Raw genomic sequence first — 23,845 nt, 5'->3', positions numbered from 1 at the left:
ATTCGTCGCTTTTGTTAAAATATTTCGATCAATTTCGAATTATTCCTAACTATAATCGCAGCAGAATAGTTTGTCAACATTTCTTACAAATTAATAGACACGGAGTTTCACGTTGCCTAGCAAACTGAAATCAGCTTCGTATAGTCCCTTCCCTAACGGAATTGGAGATAGGAATGTACCGGAGCTGATTACCATTCCTTTTTTCAGGAACAAATTCTTTTCAGCTAATTTCTCTGTCAGCCAAGCTACCGAAGTGACGGGATTTCCCATAACTTCCGAGGCAAATCCCGTACCTACCTCTTTTCCGTCATGTGTTAAAGTAAGCTTGATACTTCCCACTTCTCTTAGTGCCAAATCATCTCGGCCTTTTTCAGAAACAACCACTTTTCCTGTCACGCCATTATCACAGATTAAGTCCATCAGCTGGAACTTCGGGAACCAATCAGCGAAACGGGAATCGGGTATCTCTATACCGGCTGAGAGGATACTTTTCGCTAATATCTCCTCTTCTTCCGCTCCAATACTTAAATCCTCTTTTAGTACAAAAACAATCTCCGGCTCGAGTAGTGGAGATAACATCGAAGCCAGCTCTATTTCTGTATCACCAGTATGTATTGTATCTTCAAATAACGTTCCATAAGCTGGCTCCTTCGCTCCGAATAATGCCTGCGTGGCGGGACTTGTCATACTTATTTTATGTCCATTACTTTGCTTGCCAGTTTTTTCGGCTCTTCTTTTGGCAAAAGTCTCTTGTACTTCATAGGCCTGTTCTACTGTAAGGTGATGCTGTTGGCTGATAAAGTTTATTGGCTGCTTTGTTTCCTGGACTTCAAGCAGCTGTGCTGCTAGTTCCTCTTTATCAACTTGTTTTGTTTGTTCTGGCATTTCTTTCTCCCTCTCTTTGTTTGAATTGTCTGATTTATAAGATTATATTATACGCATATAGTAATTTCCAGGAAAATTCCGTTATCCAAATTTGTTTACCAGTATTCCTCTGTCTAATACACACACTATCCTCTGTTGCCACTCAACAAAAAAAGCACCTATCTTTGATAGGTGCTTGCATTTTGCCCTTATTTTTCGATTACTTTTGCATTCGTCACATTCGCAAGATTAACAACTTCTCCAGCTACACCGAACCAGCCGTTTTCACTTGCCTTAATCTCGTTGACAACGTGAACATAAGATCCAGACTGATAATCTGTGAATGTGTATTTCTCCCCACCAATAAACGTAAACTCTACATCAAACTTTTCCTGCACGAATAGTGCCTCCTTCAAAATCATCTTCATATATGGATTTCCCTTCGCTGACTAAGTTAAACGCTTATTTGCTTATTATCAAACTATTTAGTAATCTTGAGGTATAGCATCTTTGCTATAGAGGGAGATTATGATGGAAAAGTATATATTCTTGCATCTTGTTGGAACTTTCATCCTAGTCGGCGGTATTTACTTATCTTTAAAGCATACAATAATCGGTGCTTGTATGGCACTATTCGGGGCGCTTCTTCTCGGTATCGGATCCTATTTAATACCTAGTAAAAAAACGAAGCAGCCGAATCATCAATAGGAAAAGCTTTTTTTACGCTGCAAGTATACAAGCATAATGAGTATATTCGGGACCCAAGAAAGCCAAGCAGTGTAAGCATAATACACATCATATAGAGCTGGGCCGAAAACAAACATAAACATACCTAACCAGATTCGCAGTGTGACAGCAGCGAATGTCACACTGTAAATGACCATTGTCCAGCGTCGATGCTGGGCTATTTTTCTTTTGGGTTGCTGCTTTCACAGCAAAGAAGACTGTTACCAGCCAGGTGATTGCCATCAAGGCAAAACCTATTTTTGCAAATGTTCCCCCAGATGCATAGTAAGCCAAATAAAGACCAGTTATCCATCCACCAATTACCCCTGCTGTATAAATATAGCCCATCCGTTTGTGTAATACTTTATTCTTTTGTCTGATACTATCCAGGATCAGAAACGGACCAAGTACGAGCGCGAAGATACTTGTGGCAATGTGTATACTGAGCATGATTCTCCACATATCTGATAAAACCTCACCAGAACTGATTTTCTGCATTACCATGCCTGCTTTATCCAATCCGACAAACCCGTACTGAACTACAGAATATCCAGCAATACCGATTGCCAGCAAAGTCACAACACCCAACCGAATTCGTTTCAGGATCATTTCATCCTCCTATTTTGACCAGCGATCAGTTTTAGTTATAATAAAAGACCACTCAAATGTAAACAAAATCCTCTTGTCTACATTATTATTGTTCGACACTTTCTTCCAAATAATCACAAAATAAGCCTCTATATACAAGATATCAAACCGCTTACAATATAAGTAAGACAAGTATATGACGGAAGGATGATGCAATGTGGTGCTTAACATGAAATGTATCTCCATCTTACATGCTTTTAAGAAAGGTGATCCAGGCGGTGCGTCCATTCTATTTTGGCAACACCATACATACAGCTTATTTACAAAAAAATTCACTATTACCAATCTCGACTGAAAGCTACACAATATTTATTAATTTTACAATGAAATAATTGGGTACAAATCCCATTTGTGTTACAGTTGGAAAGGTAGATAACTGTAAAAGATTGGATGGATAGAATTGATAAGACGCAAAATACGATTACGCTTTTTTGCATTGCCTATTCTTCTTCTGCTGACTGCAGCTGGATGTAGTAATACAGAAGAGGCAAGTACATACGAAACTAATTTACATACCAAAGAAATTCAGATGGAACATAAAGATACACCTACTTCTGCAGTGCTTGAGAATGAGTTAACAACTGAAGCTAAAGCAGAGTCCGAAACACAGCAGGATGCAAACGATGATAATGCTGACACAGATACGGTTAGTCAGGCCAATACTAGTGAAACAAACCCAGAAGAAACAGAAACTAGCGAGGATAAGACCAAGTTTATAAATAGCTCTGATGAAGCTGTTGCTCTGCTTAAAGATCGACTTTCCATCACCGATGACGACGATCTCATTGTTGATTCTTTGGGTGGAACCCTCAAGAAGGATGGCTACGGTGCCTACTATACTTTAGTCACAAAAGTAAAGTCATGGGTAGAGAATGGTGGATCTGGTACCGCAGACACTTACCTTGTGTATGAAGACGGAACGATTATCGATCAAAGCGCAAGAAATGCCTCACAGGAAACCACGAATTCGAAGCTTGTAGGAAGCGCCGATGAAGCTATTAATCTAGTAATTAAGCAGCTTGATTACTATGACGATGATTTCCTAATTGATTCAACAGGCGGAGATACGGAGGAAGATGAATACGGCACGTACTATTATGTAATTGTAAAGTCCAAATCAGCAATGGAAAATGGCGGAACCGGATCTGTAGGGATTTACCGAGTATATGAAGATGGCACAATTATCGATGCATACGCAGAAGCTGCAGGTAGATAACTTATAAAAAAACACTAAATAAAACCGGATGAATTAGTAATTAAAACTAATTCATCCGGTTATTTATTTTCTAAATCACTTCTCATCAAAAATCGTATTCTGCTTCTTTTTTTGTTCGTATGGAAGCCTGTGCTTCCGCCAGGTCGAATGCATCTTCAATAAGTCTCTGCACTCGGAAATGCACATCATCATTAATAATTTTTCCGTTCAAAAAATCCTTTTCTTCTGCAAATACGTACGATGATACAAGATGAGCTTTCATATACGAAAGAATTGGTTTCAGCTGCTGCTCTGCCACTAGGAAATGTCTTGCCGAGCCAGCAGTGACTATGATAGCTGCAACTTTATCGCGTAATGCTTGTGTTGGCAGCAGATCGAATACATTTTTTAATGTGCCGGGAATCGATGCCTGGAAGATTGGTGTACCGATAAAAAGAATGTCTGCTTGCATAATTTGCTCGGTGACATATGCTGTATCACCAGTGTAATCCAAATAGTTTCTTCCATCGCTGAATTGCAGCTGATAGTCCGCTAAGTCCAATAGCACGTGTTCTGCATTAGGATAAGCCTTATTCATCTCTTCCCAAAGAAGCGACATTGCTGTTTTTGTCTTAGATCCGACAATCGAACCGGATATACCTACCACTTTCATTGCTCAGCGCCTCCTTGCTTTGTATATTTCTTGATAGCCGGTAAAATTTCGGTACCAATATACTCAATGTTCCGTGCCATTTTCTCGAAAGGCACACCGCCGAAGTCAAGCTGGGCTAAATAACGCTGATGACCGAATTGCTCATGCTGATAGAGGATTTTCTCAATGATTTGCTGCGGGCTGCCGACATTGATGATGCTTCGGTGATCGGCACCTTGTGCAAATAGCTGTTTCGGGAAACCTTGTCCATTCGTCTTTTTCATACCTTCATTTATGTGCGGATAATAATCGCGTAACGCTTCCTGTGTTGTCTCCGCTGCATAGAAGAAGCCTGTCGTTGCTACTGGCAGCTGAGTCGGATCGTATCCACTTGCTGCCAGCGCTTCCCGGTAAGTATCAATCGTCTGTTTGAACACGCTTGCCGGTCCGCCAAGCATTGCCACTGTCATTGGTACACCAGCATAACCTGCTTTGATTGCGCTGGCAGGTGTTCCGCCCACAGCACGCCAAATCGGCAGAGTGCCAGTGACTGGACGAGGTAGTACCTCTGCATTACGCAAAGGTCTGCGGAATTCACCGCTCCAATTGACGACTTCTTCCTCATTTAGTTGAAGAAGCAAATCGAACTTCTCTTCGAAAAGCGCCTCATAGTTATGCAGGTCGTATCCAAGCAATTCAAACAGACCAACACGTGATGCACGGCCGGCGATAATTTCTGCGCGTCCATTGGATATTAAGTCGAGCGTTGCAAAGTTCTCATACACACGAACCGGATCTGATGTACTAAGGATTGTCGAGGAACTGCCGATTTTGATTTTTTCCGTAGCTTGCGCAATTGCTGCCAGTATAACAGCGTGAGCCTGCGATGCAAAATAAGGCTGATGGCTTTCACCAACACTGAAGAAATCGATGCCAGCTTGATCAGCTAGTTGAGCGAGCTGGACCATCTGCTGGATCCTCTCTTTAGCAGAGATACGTTCACCTGTACGCGGATCAGCCAAATGGTCACCTAATGTGTATATGCCAAATTCCATACCTTTACTTGGGTCAATGCGATATTTTTCCATATTCCTGTCTCCCTAAGCTTTATCGTACAACCATTATCCTCCAAAGAACTCTTATTGGAAAGTACGCACTTCAAAGTGGTATAGTATAGAAAAGGATACTGTGAATGGGGGATATAAAATGAAAGATGTACCTGTAGAAATACAACCGGAAATGTGTAAAGTGACGGATGCGCTTGGTATTCTTGTAGGAAAGTGGAAACCGGTCATCCTTCTGCATCTGCTAAACAGTGGGACACAGCGCTTTAATGAACTGAAGCGTAGTTTACCCGGTATCACGCAGAAGATGCTGACAAACCAGCTTCGCGAATTAGAAGAAGAAGATATCATCGAACGTAAGGTATACGCGCAGGTTCCTCCGAAAGTTGAATATAGCGTTACGGAATACGGAAGAAGTCTCGAACCAATTTTGCATGCAATGCATGAATGGGGAGCCAAGCATACAATCCATAAGCAATCAAAGAAACATAATCAAGCAGAAGCTAAATAAATACAAAAAAAGATGAACTGTCGCCAGTTCATCTTTTTTGTATTATGCTAAAGTTTTCAAACGTGCAGCTGCTTCTTTCACTTGTGCAAGACCAGCTTCTACGATTGAAGCTGCTTCGCTAGGAGATGCATTATGACCTTCGATGATTACTTCATCAATGATTTCCATTCCGAAGATACCGCCGAATACATTACGCATGTAGTTAACAGCCATTTCCATTGGTGCAGCTTCTGGTGCAGAGTAAACGCCGCCGCGTGCATTTAGGAAGATTGCTTTTTTGTCAGTCATCAATTGAATCATGTTGCCTTCTGCATCATATTTGAATGCAAATCCTGCAGCATAAACGTAGTCGATGAATGTTTGCAATTTAGCAGGAATAGTCAAGTTCCATAGTGGGAACGCGAATACAACTACATCTGCTGCTGTAAGAAGATCCATCGCTTTTTGTTTTGCAGCCAATAGACGCTGCTCTGTATCATTTAGTTCAGCACCAGTTTGTACTTTACCGAAAGCATCGAACAACTCTTGGCCGAAATAAGGTGTATCCTCTGCGAATACATCATAAGTAGTAACAGAAAGATTTTCTGCACCTTCAATTTCTTGCATGAAAGACTCATACATTTTGCTAGAAATCGCCTCGGTAGCCGGGCGGTTATTTGCTTTAACAACTAATACGTTCATTCTGTAAAACCTCCATTATTCCTCATTCAGGATCGTATTCCCCTAAATCCCCTGTTATCTATTATTAAGTTTTTTAGACACTGCAACAAGTACGCACTTAAAAGTGGCATAGTATCTTTTAGGATACTATTGGGAAGATACAGCAAAAAAGCAGCCTATCCAGGCTGCTTCTCCATCTTAATCTTCTTTATTCTGATGTAACGGCGGTGGAATCAGCCAGCCTTTTTCCTTCAAAAGCTTCAAGAATTTCGCACCTAACATCGCTTTATTTGTATGGAACTGTCCAAACATCATACCCACATCTTCTCTGATAGACTGACCCATCATCGTACTGCAGCTGACAAGCCCAGCTGCCACAGCAGCAGAAGCTGTAGCTGCCACGTCTGGATCAATAAAGCGCGCTCCGACCGGGATAGATTCGAGATCCACTTTTGGTGGTTCCGGAGCAGCAGGAGGCAATGCAATACCATTCGCCTTTAGTATTTCCGATACTTGCTTGACCTCTGCCTGTGCTCCATCAATTGCTTCCCCGATTAATTTCTTCAAATCATCATCGCCAACATGATTCAAAAGCATCTGATGATTCGCGATCATTTTATTACCTGTTAATACAAACGTCCACAGACCATATACTTCACCATAATGCAACGGCTCATCTTGCGGGTTTCCGCTCAAAATTCCCATAGTAATCCTCCTAAACAAGTTCATACTTGTGCCGCCTTTCCCTTGCACACTATTAGAATTACCAATTTCACTGAGTTTATGTAGATCTTTAACAGCATCTGCCATCAAGTTAAAAACATGGAAAGAAAGTGACAATTAGTTCAGCTGTTGAGGAGGTTCAGGCTGATGTTTGTGTTTAATTTCAGAAAACAGATTGGATGCTTCCGTTTGTGCCGGTAGAGGGCTTGGGTAGCTCTGATTACCTTTTAAGATGCCTTCGATCATCTCTTTTAGTTCGGCTACTTCTCCCTTGGTTGCTGGCTGACTTTTGTCTTTTAAAAGATAGCCCAGTTGACCGCTCGGCTCGACAGTGGCCCACTTAACATCTTGAATGGATGAAATACCTTGTTGCCTGAGACGCATCTCGAGCTTATCAACGGATAACTTCAATTTTTGAAGGGTTTGTACGTCTAATTGTCCGTTCTCAATAACTACTTTTGCCCTGCCGGTAAAAAAAGACTCTGCTCTATCCCACTTCAATTGGATATATTCAATGACCAGCAAAGTAAAAATTAAAATCGCAGCAATGCCGAATGTCCCCCAGAGATTCTTCCCGCTGACTGGCTGGATCAGTAATGTACCAATTGAAATCATGATGACTGTTTGGGAAATAGTCATCTGAGAGATGGACCGTCTCCCCGAAAACCTGATAAGCAATATACCAACGATAATAATGAGGACAGATTTCCAAATAACGTCCCAATCCATTTTTAAATCACCTTCCACAGTGTTCGTTTGTCTTAACATCTCCCTTTAATCTAAAAACATGTATGATTGGAATCTAAAAAAGCCAGCCCATATAGGCTGGCTCCAATTATGCATTTTTCAATTCGATTATTCCTTTTCGAATCGGCGTCAATGATCTGCCAAGCAATTTTTCAAAGTCATCACTTGCCACTTCCAAAGCACCTTCCCGGATTCCCTTTTGAATATCGACGAGCATCGGCAGAAGGAAATCTGGTACCCCTGCTTCTTTCATAAATCCTGCATATGCTTGGTCATCCACTTGCTGCACCTGTACTTCTTTACCAAGAACTTCTCCTACTTCTTTAGCAAATTCTGCTTGAGAAAGGAGTGGTCCAGACAGTTCATAAATTTTATTCTCATGCCCTTCTCCTGCAAGAACAGCTGCCGCTGCTTCTGCATAATCCTGCTGCAAGGCCCAGCCTACTTTTCCATTTTCTGCAGATGTAACCCAAGGGGCACCTGCAAGTACTCCTTGAATACTTGAAGCTTCGTTTTCAAAATACCAGTTATTGCGAAGGAACGCGTAAGGAATTCCTGCATCCATGATCGCTTGCTCTGTAGCTTTATGCGTAGGAGCAAGGAACAGCTTACTTTCCTGTGCATTTACAACACTTGTATAAGCAATGAACTTCACATTAGCCTTCACAGCTGCTTTCACTGCTTGGGTATGCTGGAGAATTCGAGTCTCATTATCTCCATCTGCAGAAATAAGCAACAAGCGATCAATCCCAGCAAATGCTTTATCCAAAGAATCAGGTTGATCAAAATCCCCATGACGCACCTCTACCCCTTGTGCTCGCAAATCTTCAGCTTTTTCTGGTTTACGTACACTCACTGCTAAATTTTCAGCAGGAACTGTTTCAAGCAGTTTCTTTATAATTTTGGTTCCTAGGTTACCAGTAGCGCCTGTTACTAACATTTTCATATGTATAGCCTCCATCTCCATGTAATTTTTTAGGTTACTTGTAATCAATATAGTTACTAGGGGTGTCCTTGTCAATCAAAAGGTTTCTTTAATTTCTTACTGTATGAGATACATTACATCACCGAACTGAACATGATGAGCACCACATACGTTAGACACGACCTTCCAATAAATAGCTCATTACAATAAGTATCCCTTTCGATCCCTTAACTCGGCGGCCCGTATCCTTGTAACCATACTTCTCATAAAGCATACGAGCAAACCCATTCGCTACATTCACTGCAAGCACAACTTCATTTACGTGCGGAAACTGAAGCTGTACGAATTCCGGCAGCTGCTGCAGCGCAGCTTTTCCGTATCCTTTTCCGAGTTCATTATATTCAGTTGATAAAGTGCGCAACAGTATTGCTTTGGGGTTATCCGAATAAGGCTGTACTCCTTCTTGCTCATGCAAAGCGAAATAAACTACAAGACGATCATTTTCTATCCCTAGGATTGCATGACGATTCGGTTCCGCCATGCATAAGGGGATAGTCTTAGATGGATGCGCCGTAAAACGGAGCTGTTCTTCTGATAGTACATAGGCATCAACCAAGCTTGTATGTGTTTCTCTATAGTTAATGAGTTCCATATCGTTTCCCCTTTCAGTAAATAAATGAACTAATCTTAAACTGTAAAGCAAGATTACTGAAGAATTTATAATAATCAAAATATAAAGCAGAAGCAATTAGTTATTTGTATTAATTTTACAATTATATACTTGATTGAAATATATAATTGAATTAATCTTATATCATGAACAAAACAAGTTTACTCAAAGGTCACTTAGAAATGTGTGTATTATCGATTTTGAAGAAGAAAAAAAGCTATGGATATGAAATTATGAAGGAATTGGAGAAATACGATTTAAAACTGAAAGGAGTAAGCAGCATTTACCCTATTCTCACCAAATTGAAGGAACAGCAATGGGTCGATGTCAGCAGTGAAATTACCGATAGTGGTAAAGCACGAATTTACTACACGATTAATCACCTCGGTGAAAAGCATTTGGAAAAAATTATCGGGGATTGGATAGAACTGCAATCTAATATCAAGTCTTTACTCACGAATAATGAGGAGGAATTGTAATGGGTGTAGAACTTACTAGTAAAGAAAAGGAGTATTTGAAGAACGTCTCACAAGAGTTAATCAGCAGAAAGTCTACGAAGGAACAAATTCATATTATCGAACAACAGCTCCTGGAACATATGGAGGAATCCAGACTGCATGGGATCGATCCATTTGAGGACTTGGAAACACCAGCAGAATTCGTAAAGAACTACTTAGAAATCAATCAGACACAATCTATGGCTCAACAAAAAAGATCCATATCAAAGAAGCAAATCCTTCTGGGACTTTCATCTTTTATCATCATATATCTGTTATCCCAGCTCATATTATCCATGTTTCTCACTCCATCATTCAGTCCAGCATTTAAAATTGCTGATTTTAACTACAATATTTTTTACAGCATCTCAGATAATTTGTGGTGGAATACCATGCTTATCATGATCAGTTTGATTGCAGCAGCACTCATCACGTCTCTTATAGTCTTTTATCTTTTTAGCAGGAAGGGCAGATCGAGATAATGATGCGTTTTTTCCTTCTCCTCATTGTCTGCTTCTCACTCCTTCCATTTTCTGTCCAAGCAGAAACTAGCAAAGAAACCAGATTGACAGAATACCTGGAAAAGTACCTGGAACAAGAAAAAATACCCGGTGCATCTATTTCCATTGTCAGTAAAGGCGAAACAGTTTATTCATATAATTGGGGTGTAACAGGAGAAGATGAACAGCAAATCACCTCCCAAACCCCTTTTGCCCTAGGTTCTATCAGCAAATCCTTTACCGGTCTGGCCATTGCAAAGCTAGTCGATGAGGGGAAGCTCTCACTTGAAGATAAAGTAAGTGATCTTCTACCGTACCTACATTTACAGGGCAAAGAAAACAGCATTACGATTCATCATCTTCTGACTCATACAAGCGGCATTAGCAGCTATGACGGGTTGAAAGTTGCAGATTTAGGAATTACGGAACAAATTGAACTATATGATATTGTACACAGACTGTCCGATATCACACTTACACATGACCCAGGTTCCGTTCACCAGTATAGCCCTGCTAATTATCTAATTCTTGGAGCTATCATCGAAGAAATAACAAATCAAAGATATGCGGACTATATGCAGCAACATATCTTTTCAGCGCTTGGAATGACGAATACTGCAGCTGATGATGATGCTGCCAACCGTACCGGTTATCGCTACGGCTACCAATCGTGGTTCGGTTATCCCGTTAAAAGCAAGGTTGCATACGACAATAGCGGCGCACCATACAGTACTATTACTTCAAGTGCAGAAGAAATGACACAATTCATCTCAATGCTCTCCGGCAGAAGCAGCGAAAAGATAGATGATTCCATTTTAAACCTATACACCGAAAAACTTTACGAAAGGAAATCGGAGGTCTATTACGGCTTTGGGCTTCGGCATACCAAGCTTGATTCCGGACAAAACATTATCTGGCACTCAGGATCCACACCAGATGCTCATGCTGAATTATTCTACATTCCAGAAAATGATTGGGGAGCTATCATTTTAACCAATAAAAATCACATCCTCGAAGAAACTTCACTCCCTCTGCTTAAGCAAGGTATTGTTGATATTATGCAAGACAATGAACCTGCCAACATCCCTGGATACTTCCCAATCTTTCAAGTTATCCTGTGCATACTTGTTGTGGTACTTTTTCTTTGGACAGTTTATTTGATTACGAAAAGAAAAAAACTCAAAAGGAAAAAAAGATTATTTATAATAGGCACACTATCCTTAATATTCGGAGGCATTGTTATACCAAGCTTAATCTATATGACACAGTCACCATGGAGAAGCATCTCTGCATTCGCTCCTGATATTGCTTTCTTGACTCTATCACTGGCAGTTTTAATGATGAGTAGCGGGATAATTTGCTTGCTGTTTTACTTTCGCAAATCACCAAATTAAAAAGAGGCTGGGACATTAGTATTTTAGCCATATACAAAACCGAACTATATTGTAAATCTTCATAAGAAGATTTGCATAAGTTCGGTCTTTTTGATTAGTTATCCATCCTAGCGTAGGCAGAACACGGAGACTCCTACGGGGAACAGCACGAGCTGAAGACCCCGCAGTGGTGAACTTTCCACGAGGAGGCTGAGGCCGTGCCCGTGGAAAGCGGAGTGTTCTGCCGAAGCGGCGCTCAAGAATAATATTCGGTTTTAAGCAATGGGAATTTAGTTATGTCCCAGCCTCTTTTCTTACTAATATGTTGTTATAGTCCGTTCATTTTCTCAATGAAACTTATGACGTCACCCGTACATAATATCCATCAGGATCCACTATGCGAAAATCAAGTTTTCCCCATGGCTGAGAAGCAACTGCAGATTCAATACAGTCTGGATATATACGATTTATCTTGTTAAAAACCAATTCCACGTCGTTAACAGGAAAAATCAGTTCTACGCCCTTTCCTTTCTTGGATTCTGCCATAGCGGCAAAATAGTGATTCCCACCTAGCACAGATTCGTCTGTCAGCAAAAGTGAAGTGCCCTCTTCATTCTTAAAGACTGCTCTTTTCTCGTTATAATCCGCACAAGCTTTTCCAAACAAACAACGATAGAAAACAATAGATGCAGATAGCTTATGTACGAACAGTTCAGTATGAAACATACTAATCACCACCACATTTTTTTACAATTAGAACAATGGTCCCTTGAATCCATTCAACCTGGCAATAACTCCAATCTGACCAGCATGATACGCTTCATGAGAATAGACATGATGAAACAGCCAGCGTATCGTCGGTTCAGATGGAGGTTTCCACCCATCTGAGAAGTCAGGAACATCTACCAGCCTGTCCCAGTCGCTTGCTTGTAAAGATTGCAAAACTTGATCAGTTTCTTTTCTGATTTGGAGATACTGTTCTAACGGATTCAGATTACTTCCCGATAATCTGCTTTCTTCACTCAGCCCGATCTGAAATACCCAATAATCTTCCGTTTGAGCCATATGTTCGATTACCCAGGAAATAGTATTATGGTAAGCATTTGCATCCCATTGCTGCGGTGAGAGTTTATGCAAATAAGGAATGAGAATCTTTCTGACATCATTTCGATATGTAAATATGAAAATCATCTCCTTCCATAAAACTTATCAATTTATATAGAATATTCTATCAATATAAATAATATTTGGAAAGAGAGAGGTACTGTTGGATTCTTTCGATGAACCACAGTCTTTTCCTACTGAACGGTTCACTGTCTTATCTGATCCTATCGGAAATAAGCTAGAGTTGCTGAATTTTGCTAAGAAAAAAAGAAACATTTACTTAATATTAGGAAGAAGCCGATCTTTGTCGGCCTCCATCTTTAAAGGCAAAAATATACCAATCTTAAAAGGCTGCCGTAATTCCCGACAGCCTTACGTATAGTTCTTTAATGAATTAAGGAACCTCTCAAACTACTAACTCCATTTTCCAAATAACCCTTCAAACAAGTTAACGTATACACCCAACCTTCTTTTTGTCCTAGCATCTTGTTTACTATATTAGGGTCGTCTGCCTTAAGACCTGATTCAACCACTTCAATGACTGAACTTGTATCATCCAACTCTTTCAGTGTAATGGTAACAACTGTTTTTTCATTGGATTCCTCTCCCCATGAAAAAACAATTTTCCTATCTTCTTCGACTTCCAGAACTTTTATGGTTACTTCTGCATTGTATTCATCATAATTCAATGTAACGGATGAGCCTGCTTTCCATACTTCGGAACTCGATGAAAACCAGAAGTTTCCTATCGTAACGGGATCAACTATAGCATCATATACCTCATTAGCTGGCTTATATATTTTCATTTTCGCAGTTACTTGGGTATCCATTAAAATCAACTCACCTTCGCATTTTATTTTTTCCATTATATCCTTCTAGGGAGACGCTGATAACATGCTAGAAGAACTCTAATCTCTTATTTCCAAGCATAATAAAAAGCTGGAGGTTACCCCAGCTCATTTATTGGCCAAAAATAGCCCTAACTCTGACAATAACGCACTGCCGACATAAGTTCCGGTAAAGACAAACACTGCGACAATACCGACTTTCCAGGATGTCTTGCGCAAATCAACTAATCGGTCTACTACCGAGATTCCCGCAAAAGTTAAGATAGGTGTTGTAATAGCAAGAAAGTCCACATAACCAATTGCTTCTACAAAGAAATCGAAGAACATGCACAGAACAAGGGATGTAACTGCAACCCAGCCAAGCATCGGAAATTCCTGCAGTATTTTTATTGGCGTTTTTTTCATCAAATCAGATAGCAGCACACCAATCATCGAGAATAGCCATAGAGTTAATAAACCCATGATTGTCATCCATTCGACTGGCGTAGATGCAGGATCCTTCAACAGCTTGATTTGCTGCGTAAATAGAATCAGAGCCGTACTAAGCAGGATGACTAATCCATATTTAAAATATTTATTCAGCTGCACGGACATCCGCTGGCACCTCCGGTTGTTTTTTCGTTTTTGTCAGTCTGTTGTACAAGAAACGCTGCAATGGTACTGCAAGGAACACCATTGTGAAGGTTCCGAGGAAACTTGTAAGCAGCTGGCTTGCTGCGGCATAACCAAGGATGGTGCTCTCCATTTCCGGAACTCTCTCTATTAATGTGGCAGATGAAGCGGTCATCATGCTCGCGGAACCAACTCCGGATGCCATCGCCAATGCTTCTACACGGAAACCAATATCAAGCATAATCGGTGCAATCAAACTAAAGAAAATGGTACCGAAAAGCGTACCGATAATATAAAGGGACAGAACTCCCTGCCCTTCCTTTGATTCAAGTGTGTATTTCTCCGATATGTATGCAAGCTCCCCTTCCCGGCCAAGACCGAGCGTCGCTCCAATAGCTTCTCGCCGCAATCCGATAAGCAATGCCACTGGTAAACCAAATAACACAGTCCCGAGATTTCCAAGTTCCTGAGCAATGAATACCCATCCGACATTGAGGATTTCCCTCAGCTGCGGTGCAACATCAGCACCGTACCTTGCCATTAGCGGCAGCATGATGAAAATTAAATATTTGCTGGAGAATTGCACATTCGCTTTGCTGTATATTTTTTTCAAGAAACCTTTCCGAATGACTGGCAAGCCGAGAATCATCGTAATAAGAATTGCGAAAGCAAGCGGCAGCAGGGAAATAGAGAATGCCCCGAATGATAGGGATTGTGTCCCAATCATTTCTGCTGCGGTAATAACAATAAGTGCGAAGACAAGTAGAATTACATAATTACGCTTCAATTCCATGCTCCTCCTTTTGTTCTAAAATAGATTGAATCAACTGCCCATACTCCTCATAGGACCTTTTGTACAGCTTGCTTCTATCAATCTTGCCATTCAGCTTGTCCAGCACCTGAAACAGGAATTTCGGAAAGATATCATAGATATATTCCGGATCGACGTCGATGAAATCATCACCATGAATCGTCCCTGTAAACCCACTATAGCCAATTTGGATACACGGCATCATATAGGACAAATCTCCAATATCGCCCGCTGCACTGATGCTGTTATCCTCCCAAATATCCTCAATCTGTCCCTCTTCTTCATAAGCTGCTTTCACAAACGACGATAAATAACGATCCTGTTGAAACGGTAAATAGCCCATTTGCGTATCAATTTCTACTTCACCCTGTAGCGCCAACGCACTGCCTTGTGCTGCAGCATCCAATCTTTTTGCGACAGTTTGCATATATGGTGTCGATAGCGTACGTAAATCAGTTCCTACTTTTATCTGATTCGGTATGACGTTCGTCGACATATCCGATTCCATTACAATTGGATTAAGCCGGACTTTTTCCTTCTCATCCAACTGCTGCCGGCCAAGACTGATTGCCGTGTGAAACAACGTAGACATGTTGTAGGCATTGACCGATGAAAATGGGTCGAACCCAGCATGTGTTGACTTTCCTTTAAAGGTGTAACGCTTATATAGGAAGCCCGCCAAATCACAATCAATTTCAATAGTACGTTTCGAAAATTCCCCGCCCATCGCATGCACACAGATGCTCACATCAATATCATCAAACACACCAAGCTTCATCGCTTCCGGCTTTCCACCATAATGTGAGATGACTCCCTTCTGTATCAGCTCATCACGAAAAGCAAGATCTAAATATTCTTCTGCAGGAACGAAAATAAAACTGATTGTATAATCGAATTGTTCATATGCTTTTGATTCGACTAGCTGGCGATAAAGAGCTAGTGCGATGGCCACCTGCGTGTAATGTCCACAGTTATGAGCAGCTCCTGTTTCCGAGTCTGCCCGGAAATGCGACGGTGCATAGACGGCATCCAATTCAGCCAAAAAGGCAATATGTATAGGCTTTCCTTCACCAAGTGTTGTTCGCAAACCAGTTGTGCTGAATTTTTGAATAGTACATTCTGGATTATATTTCTTTAGATAATCAATGACTGCCTGTTTCGTATGTTCCTCTTTGTAGCCTAATTCAGGATTCTCATAAATAGATTCACCAAGCTTTTTAATTTCCTCGTAATGTGTACTGGACAGAAATCCCGCCTCCACTCACTAAATATTTTAATAATTATGATTAATTTAACTATTTATATCGTATTAAGTCAATAGTAAAAATGTAATTTACTAAGCAAAAACCGAACTATATAGTTAATTAACTAAATAAAATTCGTTTATGTTCGGTTTTTCTATTTTTAGAGAAGGTGAAACTCGGAGCTACTTATAATTTTATTCGTTTAATTTTCCAGCCTCTTGCGACTATTTGATTTCTTAATCCGTTCACAAAAAAAATACACCGCAGAAGCCCTGGGCTTCTGCGGTGTATTTCAAACAATATTTAAAAATCCCCTTGTTTAACTCGCTTGATTAACTCTTCCAACCAATGAATGGTATGTTCCGTTCTTGTTGTTACATAGCCACTCATAAAATCAATGAATTTTTCTTTATCTTCATCTTTTTGGACAAGCTTATCGAAGGTTTTGATTTGCTCCCAGCGATCTGTAATTCTTTCTAGCTTATCTTCTAGAATACTGACTACTTTATCACGCTCAACATATTTAATATTAGCTAAGCAAACGACCATGTCGCTTATCTTATCTGCATTCTTCATGACTTTATAGATCTTTTTCGGCAGCTCTTCGCGACCCTTTGCTGTAATCTGAAATACTTGCTTATCGGGGCGATGTTCTTCTTTTATGATTTCCACTGCTTCAATTAATCCTTGCTTAGCTAAGGAATCGAAGTGATAGTAAAGCTTGCTTTCTGTCAGCCCGCCAAGTTGATCTAATGGGATAGGCTCGGACAGCTGTTTTTTAAGTTTGTAAGGATAGTTTTTATCCTCCATCAGTTTGCTGAGTATGAAAATTTGAATGGACATCCTCTTTGCTCCCTCAAGCAGAATGATTCTATTATATCAAATTTAAACTGTCACTTTAATAGCTTCTGTTTCTTCGTTGCTAATTCCGCCTTCTGCCGCCTTCGGTTTGTGAAGGAAAACAACAATGATGATGTTAATCAGCATTGCAGCAGCACCTACCGCAACCATTGACCAGATAAATGGACTCGGGCTTGTGCTTCCAAACAGATTAGCAAAGTATGCTTGCACAGAGTAATACATTGGTGAGATATGGCTCATCCATTCATATGGCGCGTACATCATATCACGTGTGATGGTAGCACCATTTGCTAATGTCTGCATCAACAAGATTGGCAAGTTTAGAATCATACCACCTTGGCCAAGCAAGAAGATGAAGATTGCTGTGAAGTTGAAGCACACCATATAGTTCAAAATTTGCTGACCTAGCATACCGAAGAACAAATCACCGCTAGGGTCATTCACTAGATAGACAATTCCTGTCGCAACCAATGCAGCAAACACTGCAATCAACAATGCCGTAAGCTGGACATATATGAATAGGCGCGTTCTGCTTGCTTTTCCTTGGCTTTCTTTAAATGCACCTACTAATTGCATCCCACCGATCATTGCACCAACATAACCTGCCATTGTCAAGAACATAGGCAACATATTGTTGTTCATACCATCCGGCATTTCGTTGATCGTTACAACGTTACCTTGGTAGGCTGTTTCAATTTGGTCACTAAGTGCTGCAGCTTGATCCTCCGGTACGTTGAAGTTCATCAATACACCTTCAGCTGTCTGCTGCGAGAACTGAGCACTTAATTGATTATTAATCTGTCCAACTACTGAACTCATCGTAGAGGAAACAGTCGTTGCACCTGCTTCATTAATCGTAAAGTCGATACTAGAAGAAGCTTCTCCGCTTTGTACATTCTCGGAGAAATTTTCTGGAATATGGACAACTAGTGCCAAATCGTTTTTCTCTAAGTCATCTAACGCTTGCTTATTCGTCAAATCCGTTTCGATATCCTTGAAAGGCAGATTTTCTGACAGCTGGTCTGCGATTGTAGTACCAACTTCACCAGCATCATCATTTACGATAGCAACCTTTAGTTGATCAACATTTCCCGGTATCGCCGAATAACCAGGGAGGAATATTCCAAGCATGAAGACAGCATATAGAATACCCATGAAAATAGCGCCGATAGCTCCTTTAGATTTTAAGAACTGTGTAAATTTCATATTTGCATCCTTCCTTAAGTAAGAGAGTATTGTGGTTTGTTAAAAGTACTCAAATTAGAGTACTTTTGTTAGAGTAATTAATATTCTATTTCACTTTCTTAATGAAGTCAACACAGATTTTCTCCCATTTCTTTAGCAATCTGGTTATATCTTTTTCTCTTCACATTATGGACACAAAAAAAAACGAACTTACGCGTACCTTCTTTAGAAAGTTCAACGTTACAGTTCGTTTTTTTCTGACTAAATTACTTTTTGTTCCAGCCTCTTCGAAATCAATTCCATATATCTTTTAATTTCCACAGATTAAATTCATTTACATGAGCTGTGCCATTCTCAGCAAACACTTCCACACCAAAGATATCTTCTTTTGGATAAGTACGGCTGGTCATGGTCGCCTGCCCCTCATTTATAAAAACCTCTATCGATGACCGATCAATAAAAACTCTTAAGGACAAGTTATTATCTGTATCTAATTTAATACTTCTGATTCCATCATCATGTCTACCTGATTGAGAACAGTCAAGTGTAAATATCCCCGTAATTTTGTTAAATGACAATATAGTTTGTTCTTCCTTTTTCCCACGAATTCTAATTCCTCTTATTTCTGCGTCTGTATGCTTTATATCAAATTCTGTTTGGAACTCAATCAATTTTCCTTCCGTTTCAACTAAATAACTCTCAGAGACGAGCTTATCATTGAATCCATCGATTTGTGCTTCTCTCAAAAGTATCATTTCTTCTGGTGGATTCATATAAATCTTGTCATCTTCTGATAAAGTCAGGACTCTTGGAAGTGTCAAAGCCCCGCACCATCCGTCTTCTTTCGTTGGCATAGGCGATTCCCACATATCCATCCAGCCAAATGCAATACGTCTTCCCTGACCATCCAGAAAAGTTTGCACTGCATAAAAATCGTGACCGTTATCCAATTCTGTAAAGACCCCATGCTGGTAATCATTTCTTCCATAATCATATTCTCCGATAAAGTAACCAGTCTGAAATAGATTACGATACTTGTTTCCATCTGCTTTCATTCCCTGTGGCGAAACTAACAATACTTGTTTTCCATTCAGCTCAAAAAAGTCAGGACATTCCCACATATATCCGTGGGTTCCGTCACTCTCCGCAACCACACCTACATACTCCCAATCGCATAAGTCAGAGGATTTATAGAGAATTACTCTGCCTATTTCTTCTTTAGTGGCATTTCCGATTATCATATACCACGAATCTCCATGTCTCCATACTTTTGGATCTCGAAAGTGATGACCACTATCCTGCGGTGGAATAGCTACAACTGGATTTAAATTCGATTTCTTAAACGTTATTCCGTCTTCGCTAGTTGCGATATTTTGATTCTGATAAAAGATATCCTTTTCCTTATCTATATAATGGTGTCCTGTATAAATTAGAGTCAATTCCCCATCATTATCGACTGCCGACCCTGAGAAACAGCCATCACGATCACAATCATCACCAGGCACAAGCGCTATCGGTAAGTGCTCCCAATGAACTAAATCTTTGCTCTTCACGTGGCCCCAATGCATCGGCCCCCAATTCTCATCATACGGATGATGCTGATAAAATACATGATATTCATTGTTGAAGTAAATCAGCCCATTAGGATCATTAATCCAATTCGCCGGAGCCATGATGTGATAGCCAAGCCGGAATCGTGTGTTCATATTCTCTTTAGCAGATTGCAGTGCAGCCTCAGCCTGCTGTTTCTTTTTCTGTGTTAACATCTTGTATTTCCTCCTAGATCACTTTTTCTATCATTTTTTTGTTTTTGGTTTTTGAATTTAAGAGTGTAAACATAGAAATTACAGTAAAACAAAGCACCAGTAGACCTATGATAATGTATGTCTGGCGAAAACCGATCGTATCGTATAGCTTTCCTGCTATCGGCGATAAAATAGAGGCACCAACTTGTGATGCAAACTGAAAACCTACAAGATATAATACAGAAGACAAACGAGTATCAAAGTTTGCAGCAAGATATTTAAAAATAGCAATCAACATAATCGGCAGCTCTAATGCATGAATTAATTTCATTACAGATATACCAATTGGCTCAAATGCCATCCCGGAACCAATAATTCGGAAAGCCATTAAGAATCCTGCTAAAACCAAACTATTTTTAGCTCCAAGTTTATTAACGACAAAAGGCGCAAGGAACATCATTCCAGCTTCCAAAAAGACTTGAAACGAGTTTAGATATCCAAAGACCTGATTTCCTGTGGCTTCTGTGGGAAATAAAGACGAATAATATACAGGAAATTGCTGATCATAAACGCTGTATACGCAAGTTACACCAATCACGTATAAAATAAAGAACCAAAAGTCTTTTAAAAGAAACAATTCTCCTACATCTTTTAAACTTACTGACTTCGCTCTCACGACTTCTTCATTGGTCATTTCTATCCTTATCGATAGGATGATACCTACCAAAACTACTGCTGAAACTGATGCGACCCAGAAGTTAATATTGGGATTAATATTGAAAAGCTGTCCAGCAAAGAATGTAGCTGCTGCCCATCCTAAAGAACCCCACATCCTCGACTTTCCGTATTCGAATCCGTACTTTCTGCTGATTTTTTCGATATACGTTTCTATTGCGCCTATGCCTGCGAGGAATGATACACCTAAATATATTCCTCCAATTATAGCTCCCAAGAATGCACTATATTGCAGCAAAGGACCGTAGACATAAATATAGAAGGGACCTGTAAACACTAGTAATATACTAATGAAAAATAAAATGTTTTTCTTTAGACCAATTTTGTCAGAGATGTAGCCATAAAGTGGTTGTATACACAAAGCAAAGATAGCGTTTACAGAAAAAATCATTCCTGTCTCTGCACCACTTAGATTAATCTCTTGCCCTAACCAAATGGCAAACAAAGAATAACTAGCTGACCACGTGAAAAAGAAAAAGAAAAAATATGCACTTAATTTCCAATAAAGTTTCTTTGATTTTTCCATTCCCTGCTTCTCCTTTACATTTAGAGTCTTTAGTAAAAAGAAAACGTTTTCAAATTCAATATATGTCAACCGGTTACATATGTCAACGGGTTGACATAGAAAACCAAAAAAAAACATTGCCTTAGGCAACGTAATTTTAAGTAGTGGACCCTTCTATTAGGGTGATTGGTAGTTTTGTTTCATACGGAAGATCTGTAAATTCGCCTTCTATCTCTTTAAGTAAAATGTTAATTGCCTCTTTGGCAATTAACTCTATAGGCTGTCTTATTGTTGTTAGATCTGGTAAGACAGTTCGCACCGTTTCGGTACCATCATAACCGACAACTTTGATATCTTCAGGAATTTTCTTGCCGTGTCGCTTTGCAGCAGTTATGTAAGATGCAGCAAAAATGTCGTTGGTTGCAAACACTCCATCCGCTTCAGGATGTTCACTAAATATCTTTTCAATAATTACTTGCTGACTCTGTACATTAAATACCTCAGGTATTTCATAAATAATTGGTTTTTTTCCTACTTTAACTAGCGCATCTGTGTAGGCCTCTCTCCTAAGATAAGACTTTTCTATCTCTTTTACGCCGTCTATTAGTACAATATGTTCGCAACCTTTTCCAATTAAAAGTTCTGTTGCTAATTTACCTCCTGCGTAATTGTCCGAGCTCACAACAGGAATGGTTTCAGACAAATACCGATCAATCGATACGACAGCTAAATTTTGCTTCTGATAATTTAATATGCCTAAATTATGAGTACCAACAATAATTCCATCAACCTGATTGCGCATCAGCATATCTAAATATTTTTTTTCTTTATCTTTCTGGTTAAGACTATTACATAAGAGCACTTTATAGCCTAAAGAAGCGCAGATACTTTCCAAATGAAATGTAAGCTCTCCAAAAAAAGGATTGCTTGTTGTTGGCATGATAATACCAAGTAAATTAGAACGCTTCGTAAACAATGAACGGGCAATATCGTTAGGGAAATAATTCAGCTTGGTCATTGCATCTTGTACTTTTTCTCTTGTCTCATTACTTATGTATCCTCGATCATTCAAGACTCGCGAAACAGTTGTAGGAGATACTCCTGCTAATCTTGCTACATCATCAATTTTAGGTTTCAATTGTCACCATCCTCTTTCACAATACCTTTACAAATTATAATATCAGAATATATGGACTCCTGCCTTCAACAGCTTTAATTACTGTTGCGAATTATACAATCCACCCACCTGGAAATTTAAAAAAGTCCTTATACCATTGTATAAGGACTTTCGTTTACTCAATTATTATTGTTGCTTTTACCTTGCTCAAATCTTTAAGTCTATACCCTGGTTCACCGAAATACGGCATCCCATCCTTCCAGAAGAAACGCTGGATGCGAGCATGGCGGTTCGGGTCGTATAGTGGGTTTCCTTCAATTTCCTTATAAGATCTAGCATGATAGACAAGCAAATCAAAGCCTTCCTCTGTCGCTGTAAAACTATTATGACCAGGTCCATAAAGACCGGTATTCTCCGAGCTTGTCAGCACAGGATCTGGCAGCTTTGTCCATGATGCAGGATCAAGCAGGTCAGCATTTTCATCTGCATATAAGAGACCCATTGCATAGCGATCATCTGTTGCACTAGCAGAGAATGTCAGGAATACTTTTCCGTGGCGATGCAGGAATGCCGGGCCTTCGTTAACGTCGAAACCGTCTGTTTCCCATGCATGTTCAGGTTTTGCCAGCAGTACTTGCTCACCTTTTATCTCCCAAGGATTTTTCATCTCGGCAATATAAAGATTGGAGATTGTATCATTCTCTGTTTTCTGAGCCCAGACCAGATATCGTCTACCTTGATGCTCGAACGTTGTGGCATCCAATGAGAAGCTTTGGAAATCTGTATTGATTGCTCCCTTTTCCGTCCACTCATCAGAAAACGGATCACCTGTACACTCCAGCACATATGGACGTATTGCCCACACATCCTCTTTTTCTCCGGCTGCAAAATGTATGTACCATTTCCCATCTATGTGGTGCAGCTCAGGTGCCCAGATATGTTCTGATAATACGCCTGATTCACGTGCTTCCCAAACCGTATGTTCCTTTGCCTCACGCAAACCTTCCAATGTCTTGGCGCGGCGCAGAACAATTCTGTCATATTTCGGATAAGAGCCTGTGAAATAGTAGAATCCATCCTCTGCTTTCAGAATATACGGATCAGCACGCTGCTCGATGAACGGTTCTGGAAAATCATCCGTTTCAATCTCTCCTTCAAATTCATATGTTCCAGCTTCACTGAGATCCGGCAGATTGGGCCAGCTTACGCGGTATGCTGCTTGCACGCCTTCGTCAATAAATACGTCGACTGTTCTCGGAAGCTCTACATGCTCTCCTTGCTTCACGCGAACTTCTATACGTTCGACATCAATTGTTTTCATCG

General features: G+C 40.1%; 29 protein-coding genes and 1 other annotated feature (1 of these 30 cut by a window edge). Of the genes, 6 read left to right on the top strand and 23 right to left on the bottom strand.

The window, feature by feature from the left end; all coding sequences use genetic code 11:
* Nucleotides 1–15, bottom strand: a binding site (T-box leader) (it extends 211 nt beyond the left edge of the window).
* A 75-nt stretch (nucleotides 16–90) separates the two neighbouring features.
* Nucleotides 91–885: a 2-keto-4-pentenoate hydratase gene (locus ACH6C1_RS16190; RefSeq protein ID WP_374078876.1), complete on the bottom strand. Its 795-nt coding sequence runs from the start codon at nucleotides 883–885 to the stop codon at nucleotides 91–93.
* 188 nt (nucleotides 886–1,073) lie between these two features.
* Nucleotides 1,074–1,262, bottom strand: a complete 189-nt coding sequence (locus tag ACH6C1_RS16185; protein WP_038558421.1) for a hypothetical protein — start codon at nucleotides 1,260–1,262, stop codon at nucleotides 1,074–1,076.
* Nucleotides 1,263–1,392: 130 nt separating this feature from the next.
* On the opposite strand from ACH6C1_RS16185, the gene ACH6C1_RS16180 reads away from it, so the two are divergent.
* Nucleotides 1,393–1,572 carry a hypothetical protein gene (locus ACH6C1_RS16180; protein WP_374078873.1) on the top strand — a complete coding sequence of 60 codons (180 nt, stop codon included), beginning with the start codon at nucleotides 1,393–1,395 and terminating at the stop codon, nucleotides 1,570–1,572.
* Here ACH6C1_RS16180 and ACH6C1_RS16175 read toward each other — a convergent pair.
* On the bottom strand, nucleotides 1,566–1,748 hold the full coding sequence (locus ACH6C1_RS16175; protein WP_371809566.1) for a DUF2306 domain-containing protein: 183 nt from the start codon (nucleotides 1,746–1,748) through the stop codon (nucleotides 1,566–1,568). The two genes, ACH6C1_RS16180 and ACH6C1_RS16175, sit on opposite strands and share 7 nt — an antisense overlap.
* Nucleotides 1,660–2,199: a DUF2306 domain-containing protein gene (locus tag ACH6C1_RS16170; RefSeq protein ID WP_374078870.1), complete on the bottom strand. Its 540-nt coding sequence runs from the start codon at nucleotides 2,197–2,199 to the stop codon at nucleotides 1,660–1,662. Before ACH6C1_RS16170 ends, ACH6C1_RS16175 begins: the two co-directional genes overlap by 89 nt.
* A 439-nt stretch (nucleotides 2,200–2,638) precedes the next feature.
* Between ACH6C1_RS16170 and ACH6C1_RS16165 the strand changes: the two genes are divergently transcribed.
* Nucleotides 2,639–3,454 (top strand): hypothetical protein, encoded by an 816-nt coding sequence (locus ACH6C1_RS16165; RefSeq protein ID WP_175074125.1) that lies wholly within the window; start codon nucleotides 2,639–2,641, stop codon nucleotides 3,452–3,454.
* Between the two features lie 85 nt (nucleotides 3,455–3,539).
* Here ACH6C1_RS16165 and ACH6C1_RS16160 read toward each other — a convergent pair whose 3' ends face one another.
* Both ACH6C1_RS16160 and ACH6C1_RS16155 read right to left on the bottom strand, forming a co-directional pair.
* On the bottom strand, nucleotides 3,540–4,106 hold the full coding sequence (locus ACH6C1_RS16160) for an NADPH-dependent FMN reductase (protein ID WP_374078867.1): 567 nt from the start codon (nucleotides 4,104–4,106) through the stop codon (nucleotides 3,540–3,542).
* Nucleotides 4,103–5,173, bottom strand: coding sequence for an LLM class flavin-dependent oxidoreductase (locus ACH6C1_RS16155; protein WP_095218912.1), 1,071 nt, complete (start codon nucleotides 5,171–5,173; stop codon nucleotides 4,103–4,105). The genes ACH6C1_RS16160 and ACH6C1_RS16155 overlap by 4 nt, the downstream gene beginning before the upstream one ends.
* A gap of 118 nt (nucleotides 5,174–5,291) precedes the next feature.
* On the opposite strand from ACH6C1_RS16155, the gene ACH6C1_RS16150 reads away from it, so the two are divergent.
* Nucleotides 5,292–5,660: a winged helix-turn-helix transcriptional regulator gene (locus tag ACH6C1_RS16150; RefSeq protein ID WP_038558413.1), complete on the top strand. Its 369-nt coding sequence runs from the start codon at nucleotides 5,292–5,294 to the stop codon at nucleotides 5,658–5,660.
* A 42-nt stretch (nucleotides 5,661–5,702) separates the two neighbouring features.
* On the opposite strand, the gene ACH6C1_RS16145 is transcribed toward ACH6C1_RS16150, so the two are convergent.
* The 5 genes from ACH6C1_RS16145 to ACH6C1_RS16125 form a co-directional block, all read right to left on the bottom strand.
* A complete protein-coding gene (locus ACH6C1_RS16145) occupies nucleotides 5,703–6,341 on the bottom strand; it encodes an FMN-dependent NADH-azoreductase (RefSeq protein WP_175074122.1) in 639 nt (212 codons plus the stop codon).
* Nucleotides 6,342–6,518: 177 nt separating this feature from the next.
* On the bottom strand, nucleotides 6,519–7,025 hold the full coding sequence (locus tag ACH6C1_RS16140) for a DUF3231 family protein (protein ID WP_095218914.1): 507 nt from the start codon (nucleotides 7,023–7,025) through the stop codon (nucleotides 6,519–6,521).
* 135 nt (nucleotides 7,026–7,160) lie between these two features.
* The gene (locus tag ACH6C1_RS16135; protein ID WP_374078863.1) at nucleotides 7,161–7,772 is read right to left on the bottom strand and encodes a DUF421 domain-containing protein; all 612 of its coding nucleotides are present in this window, start codon (nucleotides 7,770–7,772) and stop codon (nucleotides 7,161–7,163) included.
* A gap of 106 nt (nucleotides 7,773–7,878) precedes the next feature.
* Complete coding sequence (locus ACH6C1_RS16130; RefSeq protein WP_095218916.1) at nucleotides 7,879–8,736, bottom strand: SDR family oxidoreductase; 858 nt, start codon at nucleotides 8,734–8,736, stop codon at nucleotides 7,879–7,881.
* Nucleotides 8,737–8,887: 151 nt separating this feature from the next.
* Nucleotides 8,888–9,367, bottom strand: coding sequence for a GNAT family N-acetyltransferase (locus ACH6C1_RS16125; protein ID WP_374078861.1), 480 nt, complete (start codon nucleotides 9,365–9,367; stop codon nucleotides 8,888–8,890).
* A gap of 164 nt (nucleotides 9,368–9,531) precedes the next feature.
* On the opposite strand from ACH6C1_RS16125, the gene ACH6C1_RS16120 reads away from it, so the two are divergent.
* From ACH6C1_RS16120 to ACH6C1_RS16110, 3 genes are read left to right on the top strand one after another with little or no spacing between them, the layout of a single operon-like run.
* Nucleotides 9,532–9,864: a PadR family transcriptional regulator gene (locus tag ACH6C1_RS16120; protein ID WP_095218918.1), complete on the top strand. Its 333-nt coding sequence runs from the start codon at nucleotides 9,532–9,534 to the stop codon at nucleotides 9,862–9,864.
* Nucleotides 9,864–10,364, top strand: coding sequence for a hypothetical protein (locus tag ACH6C1_RS16115; protein WP_095218919.1), 501 nt, complete (start codon nucleotides 9,864–9,866; stop codon nucleotides 10,362–10,364). The genes ACH6C1_RS16120 and ACH6C1_RS16115 overlap by 1 nt, the downstream gene beginning before the upstream one ends.
* On the top strand, nucleotides 10,364–11,776 hold the full coding sequence (locus tag ACH6C1_RS16110) for a serine hydrolase domain-containing protein (protein WP_095218920.1): 1,413 nt from the start codon (nucleotides 10,364–10,366) through the stop codon (nucleotides 11,774–11,776). The genes ACH6C1_RS16115 and ACH6C1_RS16110 overlap by 1 nt, the downstream gene beginning before the upstream one ends.
* A 336-nt stretch (nucleotides 11,777–12,112) precedes the next feature.
* Here ACH6C1_RS16110 and ACH6C1_RS16105 read toward each other — a convergent pair whose 3' ends face one another.
* The 12 genes from ACH6C1_RS16105 to ACH6C1_RS16050 form a co-directional block, all read right to left on the bottom strand.
* Nucleotides 12,113–12,481, bottom strand: a complete 369-nt coding sequence (locus ACH6C1_RS16105) for a VOC family protein (RefSeq protein WP_374078856.1) — start codon at nucleotides 12,479–12,481, stop codon at nucleotides 12,113–12,115.
* A gap of 27 nt (nucleotides 12,482–12,508) precedes the next feature.
* The gene (locus ACH6C1_RS16100; protein ID WP_095218922.1) at nucleotides 12,509–12,946 is read right to left on the bottom strand and encodes a DinB family protein; all 438 of its coding nucleotides are present in this window, start codon (nucleotides 12,944–12,946) and stop codon (nucleotides 12,509–12,511) included.
* 299 nt (nucleotides 12,947–13,245) lie between these two features.
* Entirely contained in the window at nucleotides 13,246–13,689 is a 444-nt protein-coding gene (locus ACH6C1_RS16095) for an SRPBCC family protein (RefSeq protein ID WP_374078987.1), read from the bottom strand.
* A gap of 126 nt (nucleotides 13,690–13,815) precedes the next feature.
* Nucleotides 13,816–14,301, bottom strand: coding sequence for a hypothetical protein (locus tag ACH6C1_RS16090; protein ID WP_175074117.1), 486 nt, complete (start codon nucleotides 14,299–14,301; stop codon nucleotides 13,816–13,818).
* A complete protein-coding gene (locus tag ACH6C1_RS16085; RefSeq protein WP_374078854.1) occupies nucleotides 14,282–15,112 on the bottom strand; it encodes a DUF3100 domain-containing protein in 831 nt (276 codons plus the stop codon). The genes ACH6C1_RS16090 and ACH6C1_RS16085 overlap by 20 nt, the downstream gene beginning before the upstream one ends.
* Nucleotides 15,096–16,391: a M20/M25/M40 family metallo-hydrolase gene (locus tag ACH6C1_RS16080; RefSeq protein WP_374078852.1), complete on the bottom strand. Its 1,296-nt coding sequence runs from the start codon at nucleotides 16,389–16,391 to the stop codon at nucleotides 15,096–15,098. Before ACH6C1_RS16080 ends, ACH6C1_RS16085 begins: the two co-directional genes overlap by 17 nt.
* Nucleotides 16,392–16,677: 286 nt before the next feature.
* Nucleotides 16,678–17,217 carry a PadR family transcriptional regulator gene (locus ACH6C1_RS16075; protein WP_175074115.1) on the bottom strand — a complete coding sequence of 180 codons (540 nt, stop codon included), beginning with the start codon at nucleotides 17,215–17,217 and terminating at the stop codon, nucleotides 16,678–16,680.
* A 42-nt stretch (nucleotides 17,218–17,259) separates the two neighbouring features.
* The gene (locus ACH6C1_RS16070) at nucleotides 17,260–18,441 is read right to left on the bottom strand and encodes a YhgE/Pip domain-containing protein (protein WP_374078850.1); all 1,182 of its coding nucleotides are present in this window, start codon (nucleotides 18,439–18,441) and stop codon (nucleotides 17,260–17,262) included.
* A 272-nt stretch (nucleotides 18,442–18,713) separates the two neighbouring features.
* A complete protein-coding gene (locus ACH6C1_RS16065) occupies nucleotides 18,714–20,186 on the bottom strand; it encodes a glycoside hydrolase family 32 protein (RefSeq protein WP_374078848.1) in 1,473 nt (490 codons plus the stop codon).
* Nucleotides 20,187–20,199: 13 nt separating this feature from the next.
* Nucleotides 20,200–21,426 carry an MFS transporter gene (locus ACH6C1_RS16060; protein WP_374078846.1) on the bottom strand — a complete coding sequence of 409 codons (1,227 nt, stop codon included), beginning with the start codon at nucleotides 21,424–21,426 and terminating at the stop codon, nucleotides 20,200–20,202.
* A 136-nt stretch (nucleotides 21,427–21,562) separates the two neighbouring features.
* Nucleotides 21,563–22,543: a LacI family DNA-binding transcriptional regulator gene (locus ACH6C1_RS16055; protein ID WP_374078844.1), complete on the bottom strand. Its 981-nt coding sequence runs from the start codon at nucleotides 22,541–22,543 to the stop codon at nucleotides 21,563–21,565.
* Nucleotides 22,544–22,697: 154 nt separating this feature from the next.
* Entirely contained in the window at nucleotides 22,698–23,843 is a 1,146-nt protein-coding gene (locus ACH6C1_RS16050; protein WP_095270713.1) for a family 43 glycosylhydrolase, read from the bottom strand.
* Nucleotides 23,844–23,845 lie beyond the last annotated feature (2 nt).

It is taken from the genome of Terribacillus sp. JSM ZJ617 (genome assembly GCF_044383785.1).
Classification (GTDB): domain Bacteria; phylum Bacillota; class Bacilli; order Bacillales; family Amphibacillaceae; genus Terribacillus.
The sequence above is the reverse complement of the archived record's forward strand: the minus strand, read 5'-3'. Positions and strand labels throughout refer to the sequence as shown.

Coding starts and splice junctions, on each gene's coding strand:
- ACH6C1_RS16140 (WP_095218914.1), bottom strand. CDS start 7,025: ATGGGAATTTTGAGCGGAAACCCGCAAGATGAGCCGTTGCATTATGGT.
- ACH6C1_RS16050 (WP_095270713.1), bottom strand. CDS start 23,843: ATGAAAACAATTGATGTCGAACGTATAGAAGTTCGCGTGAAGCAAGGA.
- ACH6C1_RS16120 (WP_095218918.1), top strand. CDS start 9,532: ATGAACAAAACAAGTTTACTCAAAGGTCACTTAGAAATGTGTGTATTA.
- ACH6C1_RS16070 (WP_374078850.1), bottom strand. CDS start 18,441: ATGAAATTTACACAGTTCTTAAAATCTAAAGGAGCTATCGGCGCTATT.
- ACH6C1_RS16125 (WP_374078861.1), bottom strand. CDS start 9,367: ATGGAACTCATTAACTATAGAGAAACACATACAAGCTTGGTTGATGCC.
- ACH6C1_RS16160 (WP_374078867.1), bottom strand. CDS start 4,106: ATGAAAGTGGTAGGTATATCCGGTTCGATTGTCGGATCTAAGACAAAA.
- ACH6C1_RS16100 (WP_095218922.1), bottom strand. CDS start 12,946: ATGATTTTCATATTTACATATCGAAATGATGTCAGAAAGATTCTCATT.
- ACH6C1_RS16110 (WP_095218920.1), top strand. CDS start 10,364: ATGATGCGTTTTTTCCTTCTCCTCATTGTCTGCTTCTCACTCCTTCCA.
- ACH6C1_RS16155 (WP_095218912.1), bottom strand. CDS start 5,173: ATGGAAAAATATCGCATTGACCCAAGTAAAGGTATGGAATTTGGCATA.
- ACH6C1_RS16150 (WP_038558413.1), top strand. CDS start 5,292: ATGAAAGATGTACCTGTAGAAATACAACCGGAAATGTGTAAAGTGACG.
- ACH6C1_RS16180 (WP_374078873.1), top strand. CDS start 1,393: ATGATGGAAAAGTATATATTCTTGCATCTTGTTGGAACTTTCATCCTA.
- ACH6C1_RS16085 (WP_374078854.1), bottom strand. CDS start 15,112: ATGGAATTGAAGCGTAATTATGTAATTCTACTTGTCTTCGCACTTATT.
- ACH6C1_RS16130 (WP_095218916.1), bottom strand. CDS start 8,736: ATGAAAATGTTAGTAACAGGCGCTACTGGTAACCTAGGAACCAAAATT.
- ACH6C1_RS16105 (WP_374078856.1), bottom strand. CDS start 12,481: ATGTTTCATACTGAACTGTTCGTACATAAGCTATCTGCATCTATTGTT.
- ACH6C1_RS16090 (WP_175074117.1), bottom strand. CDS start 14,301: ATGTCCGTGCAGCTGAATAAATATTTTAAATATGGATTAGTCATCCTG.
- ACH6C1_RS16145 (WP_175074122.1), bottom strand. CDS start 6,341: ATGAACGTATTAGTTGTTAAAGCAAATAACCGCCCGGCTACCGAGGCG.
- ACH6C1_RS16135 (WP_374078863.1), bottom strand. CDS start 7,772: ATGGATTGGGACGTTATTTGGAAATCTGTCCTCATTATTATCGTTGGT.
- ACH6C1_RS16065 (WP_374078848.1), bottom strand. CDS start 20,186: ATGTTAACACAGAAAAAGAAACAGCAGGCTGAGGCTGCACTGCAATCT.
- ACH6C1_RS16095 (WP_374078987.1), bottom strand. CDS start 13,689: ATGGATACCCAAGTAACTGCGAAAATGAAAATATATAAGCCAGCTAAT.
- ACH6C1_RS16170 (WP_374078870.1), bottom strand. CDS start 2,199: ATGATCCTGAAACGAATTCGGTTGGGTGTTGTGACTTTGCTGGCAATC.
- ACH6C1_RS16175 (WP_371809566.1), bottom strand. CDS start 1,748: ATGGTCATTTACAGTGTGACATTCGCTGCTGTCACACTGCGAATCTGG.
- ACH6C1_RS16115 (WP_095218919.1), top strand. CDS start 9,864: ATGGGTGTAGAACTTACTAGTAAAGAAAAGGAGTATTTGAAGAACGTC.
- ACH6C1_RS16060 (WP_374078846.1), bottom strand. CDS start 21,426: ATGGAAAAATCAAAGAAACTTTATTGGAAATTAAGTGCATATTTTTTC.
- ACH6C1_RS16075 (WP_175074115.1), bottom strand. CDS start 17,217: ATGTCCATTCAAATTTTCATACTCAGCAAACTGATGGAGGATAAAAAC.
- ACH6C1_RS16190 (WP_374078876.1), bottom strand. CDS start 885: ATGCCAGAACAAACAAAACAAGTTGATAAAGAGGAACTAGCAGCACAG.